A 6,339-nucleotide genomic window follows, 5' to 3' on the forward strand; every position below is an offset into this window, starting at 1 on the left:
AATGCGTACAAACCATAAGGTATATTTGTTATAATCTCCTTAATAGGGATGGTGTATAGAAATGCTGAAAAATACCGGAGAAAGAATCATACCAGAGGAATTGCCCATTACCAACGGAATGCTCCTCGAACATTTGGCACGATATTATTTTGCCCTTTACTACGCTGAAGGGCGAGTACTTGATATTGCCTGCGGAACGGGCTACGGTTCAAAAATTATGGCCAAATCGAAGAAGACTGAAATAGATGAAATTATTGCTGTGGATATTGATGAAGATACATTAAAGTATGCCAAGCAACATCACTTTCACCCTCTTGTGCAATATATGAAAGCAGACGCCGTTCATGAAAACCTTCCTGATGAATTAGGTCTATTTGATGTGATAACAAGCTTTGAAACCATTGAGCATCTGGAAACTGAAAATGCTTTTCTTAATAACCTTTTCAAAATGCTGAAACCTGGCGGAAAACTTATTCTGTCCACTCCTTTTGGTGCAGGAAGAGGCAAACCGACAAGAGAACCATTTCATATTCACCAGCTGACCGAAGAAGAATTTATGGAACTGTTTGAGCCATTTGGAACGACGGAGTATTACTATCAGCGGAGCGTACTCATTGAGCCAAAAAGAGAAGGCAAACATTATCCGATAGGGATAGCGGTTTGCACAAAAAATTAAGAGGAGCCAAGCTCCTCTTAACTTTTTGTATAAACTTGCTTTTTGTGCTGAAGGAGCAAGCAGCTATTTTTATATCTCATTCTTTCTGCCTTTCAGACTCCAGAAACTGTTTTAAAGCTTCTGTGTTTTCCTCTAAGTTTAATTGAAGAACTGCTCCTGCATGTTCATAGGTTTTATTTTCATAGCTGTCTGAGACAGGAACTCTTAATGTCTCAATTTCAGTTACAGGGTTCATCAGGAAGGAAGCGCCAAGGGATAGAGCTTCCTCGAGCTTTAAGTCAGTTTCTACAAATTTCATTGCCTTGCTGATCACTTCTGGAAACCGTGCAATACCTGCTGGCGATGAAAATTCATCCATCACTTGATTCTTTAGGGAAATTAATATCTCCTGCTGCCTATCCACTCTTCCAAAATCACTTTGTCCATCATGACGGAATCTGACATACGATAAAAGATCGTTCCCCTTAAGCTTCTGTTTTCCTGGTTCAAGATCGAGACCCATATCCTCAATCATTGCAGAGGTCACATTTACTTCTATACCATCAGGCGCAACTGCATCAAGCAGCTTTATAAAGCCCTGAAAATCAATTACGGCTGTATGATCGACTTTCACTCCAAAATTATCTTCTATCGTTTCTTTTAGCAGCTCCTTGCCGCCTATATAATAAGCATGATTTAATTTGCTATAGGTATATGTATAGTCAGGGATTTTCACATAACTGTCCCTCATTAAAGAAACCAATTTTATTGAATCTCCTGAAGGTTCATAACTTGCAAGCAGGATTGCATCTGAACGGGATTCTTCTTCCCCTCTGCTATCAACGCCAATCAGCAGAAAGTTTTTCGTTTCATTTGATATTTTAAAAGGGTTCTTATTTTCCTGTTTGTTTTCTGCAGATTCACTTTCCCTGGCAGGCTCTTTGGGATTTTCCTTTTGCAGGAATGAAGTACAGCCAGAAAGAACTGCAGCAGCAATCAATATTACAACCAAAAATTTCTTCAAGTTTATCACCCCTGAGTGTCCATCCTCTTAGATTTTAGTCTAGTACCATTGTTGGAAAGAAAATTACATTATATACCCATGTTCTGCAGAGGCAATACATAGAATCGTATGACTTTGTTAAACTTAACTGCTGCTTTTTGCCCAAGCACTTTCTTTCCGAAGGGGGCGGACGATTCTCGGCTTGTGCGGCCACCAGTGTCTCCCTCTGACAACCCTCCCTAGGCCTTGAATAAACATCTCTCTATGGCAATGCGGATGCCTGACCGAGGCTCTCTCACTCTTCAACCAATCAGCAGCAGGAATATCATAGCCAGCATAAAAAAGCTCTCCAAAAAATTGGAGAGCTGCTTTTTATTAAGAACCAAGCTGTTCTTTTAAAATGTCTGCTGCTTTCTGAATCTGTGTATCATTTTTATCAATTTTTTCACGAAGTCTTTCCATCAGTTTGATTGTAGATTGCCCTGATAACACACCGGTTTGTTCAAGTTTTTCAGCAGCCTGAAATTCCTTGACAGCCTGTTCCGTTTTCTCATCATAGAAGCCATCTTCTCTGCCAGGCTCATAACCAAGAGCCTTTAGCATTTGCTGAGCTGCTTTAACCTGTGCAGAGGAAGAAGAAAGCTTTAATTCAGTATCAGGATTAATAAAAGGCAAGGTTGCATATTCTGGCAATGATACCTCATGGTCAGGGGTAATTCCCTTTTTATGAATCCAATTGCCGTCAGGAGTTAGCCATTTTTCTGTTGTAAACTTCATATTAGAGCCATCAGCGAAGTCCTGTGCACGCTGGACTGTGCCTTTTCCAAACGATTTTTCACCGACAAGCGGCACATCTGCAGATTCATTTACTGCGGCAGCCAATATTTCGGATGCACTGGCACTTCCTTTATCGATAACAACCACTAAAGGTATATTTGGATTTTCTTCTTTTGTTGATTTAACTTCTTCTCTGTTGCCATCACGGTCTTCAATTTGGAATAAAATTTCTCCTTCTGGCACGAACAGACTTGAAATTTTGACAGCCTGGTCAAGCAGGCCGCCAGGGTTTTGCCTTAAATCAAGAATTAATCCTTTCATTCCTTGCTGCTGGAGTTCATTCAAGGTATCAACAAGCTCTTTTGAAGTATTTTCCGAGAAGGTTGTAATTTGCACCTTTGCAATGCCATCTTCCATCATTTCCCCATACACAGTTTCAAGCGGAATTGTGTCGCGAGTAATGGATATATTCATTGGTTCATCCACACCAGGACGCTGAATAGCAAGTTTTACTTTCGTGCCCTTTTCACCCCTGATCAGCATTACTGCTTCAGTAGAGCTCATCCCCTGAAGGCTTTTGCCATCCACTGATAAAACCTTGTCATTCGGCCTTAACCCTGCTTTTTCAGCTGGTGACCCTTTTAACGGAGAAACAATGACAATGTTTCCTTCCTGCTCCTGGATCTCAGCCCCTATTCCCTCAAAGGAGGATGAGATGCTCTGGTGAAAGCTCTTTGCTTCCTCTTTATTCATATAATCCGAATATGGATCATCCAAAGCCTCAAGCATTCCGTTGATAGCTCCATTTATAAGGTTTTCCTGGTCGACTTCCTGGAAATAGTTTGCTTTTAGGGTATCATAAGCTGTATAAAGCTTATCAAATTCCCTTCGTTCACCAGTTCCTACATCTACTGCTTTTTCATCTCCAAATGCCAGGGCAAAAGTTGTAATGCCGGCCGAGAGAAAGACTATAAAAAACAGCAGCATAACAAAATGAAACTTTTTCATACGGATAAAACCTGAGTTATTATTATCCTGAGCTTCGGATGTTCCCTTGTTTAAATCATCATTTTGCAAACTCTTCACCACTTTCATGACCGTAAAATTACTATGTACAATCCTTAATGATTAGAATAACATTTTTACTGAAAAAATAACAAAGAAAAATGTACGAAAAGCCCTTCTGATGAAATTTCCTCTCTTTTACTCTCGATATCGCTGGCAAAAAGCGCTTAGCAAAATAGCTAAGCGCATATTATTAGGCTACTCTATAGCCTTGATCTTCTATTGTATTTATCAGACTGGCCTTGTTGGCTTTTTCCGGATCATACTCCACTTCAACGGTCTCTTCATGAAAAGCAATTAAAACGCTTGCCACTCCATCAACAGACATAAGAGCATTTTTAATGGCTTCTTCACAATGGCCGCACGTCATGCCTATAACTTTTAACGACATTCTTTCCAAAATCAGCGCCTCCCTCTTTCGAGTAAACCTTTATTATTATTACCTCAATTAAAAGGGCGGAAAACATTAAGGGGTTGTAATCAATAAAGTATGTAAAGTTATGCAGCTTCATTGGCAGCTGCTTAATTCGGATAACACCCGAAGTCCATTAGATTGATATGTTTCTAAGATACGGCTGGATTAACCTTCCATTTCCCATTAGTTGGCCTGCTTTCGTCGTTAACAAGAAGCATTCATTACCGTTTCCCTTTAATGGGGCCAATTTTCGTCGTCAATCATCGGCATTAACTACCAAAAGTTTTTCAGCATCGGCAACTGTCAGTTCATTTAGAAAAATTATCCACACCCTCATTTATAGCGTTTTTTCATTTTATCAGCACAGATGGAAATATCTAGAAAAATAAAAGATTAATTGTTTTGCAAATATAAACATATTTTAATATACAACCTACTTTTTCTAATGGCCCCATGCCACCTCCCTTTCCCATTCAGAAAGCCGCAAACCTCAAGTATGTCAGCCTTTTTAATTAGGTCCTTGCAATAATGTAGGTTGATGCTAGTTTCAAACGCTTTCCGCGAGCCTGCCCTCGCGTGTTTTCCTTGGGGGTCTCTCTTGGCTGCCCTTTTCCCGGAAGACAATGAATAAGCCTCCTTGAAGGATCACGGCACGAAGGAATTGCGGTAGCATTTTCGCGGAGTTAGCACCTTCCGCTCCAATCAACAGGGTGCTAAAAATCAACAATCAGCTATAATACAGCCTTATTAAAAGGAGTGAAAACATTATGATAACAGCAGTATTATGGATAAGCTTTGCCCTTTCCCTAATAAGCCTGATTGCAGGGATCATGAGTCAGTCCTGGAAGCTTGCGATCTTAAGCGCAATTCTTCTGCTGCCTTTGGCCTATTATTTATCAGGGGCAGAAAACGGGCTCCGCTATTTAATGTTCCTCCCTGGCGTACCCGTTCTTTTGACAATTATTTATTATTTTCAATCCGGCCAAAGCAATCAAAAGCAAAAAGAAAATTAAGAAGAGGCCGAAAACGGCCTCTTAAATTTTCTTAACGATATTAAAGTACTCTTCCAATGTCCATTGCTTTTCATAAATTACTTTGGCAGCTTCAACTCCCACATAGCGAAAATGCCAAGGTTCATATTTGTACCCTGTAATGCTTTCTTTTCCTTTTGGATATCGGAGAATAAATCCATAGCGATGGGCGTTCTCGGCAATCCATTTTCCTTCTTTGGTTTCTCCAAACTGCTCCGATAACTCTAAATTGGCGCTTCGGCTTGAGATATCCATTGAAAGTCCCGTCTGATGTTCACTGCTTCCCGGAACAGCCACGGCTTGTACCGCTTTTTCTTCCCCTACTCTGCTTACCTCGGCATCAAACACTTGGGTCTGCCTATCATAGGAACGATATCCTGAAACAGCATACAATTCTATTCCAGCTTGCTGCGCTCCTTCAAAAAGTTTTTCCAAAGCTGCTGCAGCATCATGTCGCATATAACTTTTCTCCAAATCTAGTTTTCCATATGAAAAGGCGACATCAGGAATAACCAATTGTGCTGGTTCATAGCCATCGGGAAGGCTGAATTGCTTATTAACAAGAACCATTACATTTTCAGGATTTTGAATGATATTTCGGCCGTTGACCACTTTAATATCATTAAAGTATGAAGCTTCTAATAAAAGAGGATCTTCTTCAGCCGTATTTTCGTCTTCGTTTACTGTACCTTCTTCATCAGTATTGCTTTCAGCATTATTTTCTTCACCCTGTGAAGATGAATTATCTTCAGGTGTTTCCTCCATACCTTTTTCTTCATTAAGGAAAGGAATTTTTTCAATCAGAGGCTGTGCCTTTTCCAGATAAGGATCGAGCTGACTGCAGCCTGAAACCAAAAGGCTAAGCATTCCCGTTAATAGTAAGATCTTCTTCATTCATTTCACCTATCTTTTGTATTTCTTTGCAACATTACTATTTTAACACTACACGTCAACTAATCCATACCTTAGATAAAAACAGGACAATCGGCACAAAATCCAAGCTAATTTTTTTTATAAGTATTTATTGCCAATTTGTTTAAAGTCTAACCTATTCTAACCTATATTAAAAAAAGAGGGTGTCCCAAAAGTCTAACTTTCGGGCACCCTCTTTTTTCTTCTATAAAATTGGCCTGTTGATTTCCGCTCCAGGGACTCGCTTTCCGCGGGCGGTCCGGGAGCCTCCTCGGTGCATTCGCACCTGCGGGGTCTCCCGCTGACTCGCTTCTCCCGCAGGAGTCTCGCCCCTTCCGCTCCAATCAACAGGGTGCAAGAATCAATATCAGCATTAATACTAAGACAAAAAAAGAAGAAAATCGTCCTTTTTGGTATAATTAAGTCACCACAACCCACCATACGAGAAAGGAACGATTTTCTTATGTATAAAGAGTATAAC

Annotated in this window: 6 protein-coding genes; 2 read left to right on the top strand and 4 right to left on the bottom strand. The window is 40.2% G+C overall.

All coding sequences use genetic code 11. The features are described 5' to 3' along the window. The first annotated feature begins 61 nt into the window (after positions 1-61). The gene (locus L634_RS0119495) at positions 62-676 is read left to right on the top strand and encodes a class I SAM-dependent methyltransferase (RefSeq protein WP_034262926.1); all 615 of its coding nucleotides are present in this window, start codon (positions 62-64) and stop codon (positions 674-676) included. A gap of 76 nt (positions 677-752) precedes the next feature. Here the strand turns inward: L634_RS0119495 and L634_RS0119500 are convergent, their stop codons facing one another. The 3 genes from L634_RS0119500 to L634_RS0119510 form a co-directional block, all read right to left on the bottom strand. Further along, a complete protein-coding gene (locus L634_RS0119500) occupies positions 753-1,688 on the bottom strand; it encodes an LCP family protein (protein ID WP_442852711.1) in 936 nt (311 codons plus the stop codon). Positions 1,689-2,033: 345 nt separating this feature from the next. Beyond that, on the bottom strand, positions 2,034-3,530 hold the full coding sequence (locus tag L634_RS0119505) for a S41 family peptidase (protein ID WP_034262928.1): 1,497 nt from the start codon (positions 3,528-3,530) through the stop codon (positions 2,034-2,036). A 163-nt stretch (positions 3,531-3,693) separates the two neighbouring features. Continuing rightward, complete coding sequence (locus L634_RS0119510) at positions 3,694-3,891, bottom strand: cation transporter (protein WP_232233796.1); 198 nt, start codon at positions 3,889-3,891, stop codon at positions 3,694-3,696. Between the two features lie 791 nt (positions 3,892-4,682). Here L634_RS0119510 and L634_RS0119520 point away from each other — a divergent pair. Continuing rightward, positions 4,683-4,928: a hypothetical protein gene (locus tag L634_RS0119520; RefSeq protein WP_026583895.1), complete on the top strand. Its 246-nt coding sequence runs from the start codon at positions 4,683-4,685 to the stop codon at positions 4,926-4,928. A 21-nt stretch (positions 4,929-4,949) separates the two neighbouring features. Here L634_RS0119520 and L634_RS0119525 read toward each other — a convergent pair whose 3' ends face one another. Continuing rightward, on the bottom strand, positions 4,950-5,840 hold the full coding sequence (locus tag L634_RS0119525) for a M15 family metallopeptidase (protein ID WP_026583896.1): 891 nt from the start codon (positions 5,838-5,840) through the stop codon (positions 4,950-4,952). Between the last annotated feature and the right edge of the window lie 499 nt (positions 5,841-6,339).

The organism is Bacillus sp. J33 (assembly GCF_000518885.1).
Classification (GTDB): Bacteria; Bacillota; Bacilli; order Bacillales; family Cytobacillaceae; genus Cytobacillus.

What these genes read in the sequence shown, in the direction of transcription:
- L634_RS0119495 (WP_034262926.1), top strand. Translation starts at nt 62, where the DNA reads ATGCTGAAAAATACCGGAGAAAGAATCATACCAGAGGAATTGCCCATT.
- L634_RS0119505 (WP_034262928.1), bottom strand. Translation starts at nt 3,530, where the DNA reads ATGAAAGTGGTGAAGAGTTTGCAAAATGATGATTTAAACAAGGGAACA.
- L634_RS0119510 (WP_232233796.1), bottom strand. Translation starts at nt 3,891, where the DNA reads ATGTCGTTAAAAGTTATAGGCATGACGTGCGGCCATTGTGAAGAAGCC.
- L634_RS0119520 (WP_026583895.1), top strand. Translation starts at nt 4,683, where the DNA reads ATGATAACAGCAGTATTATGGATAAGCTTTGCCCTTTCCCTAATAAGC.
- L634_RS0119525 (WP_026583896.1), bottom strand. Translation starts at nt 5,840, where the DNA reads ATGAAGAAGATCTTACTATTAACGGGAATGCTTAGCCTTTTGGTTTCA.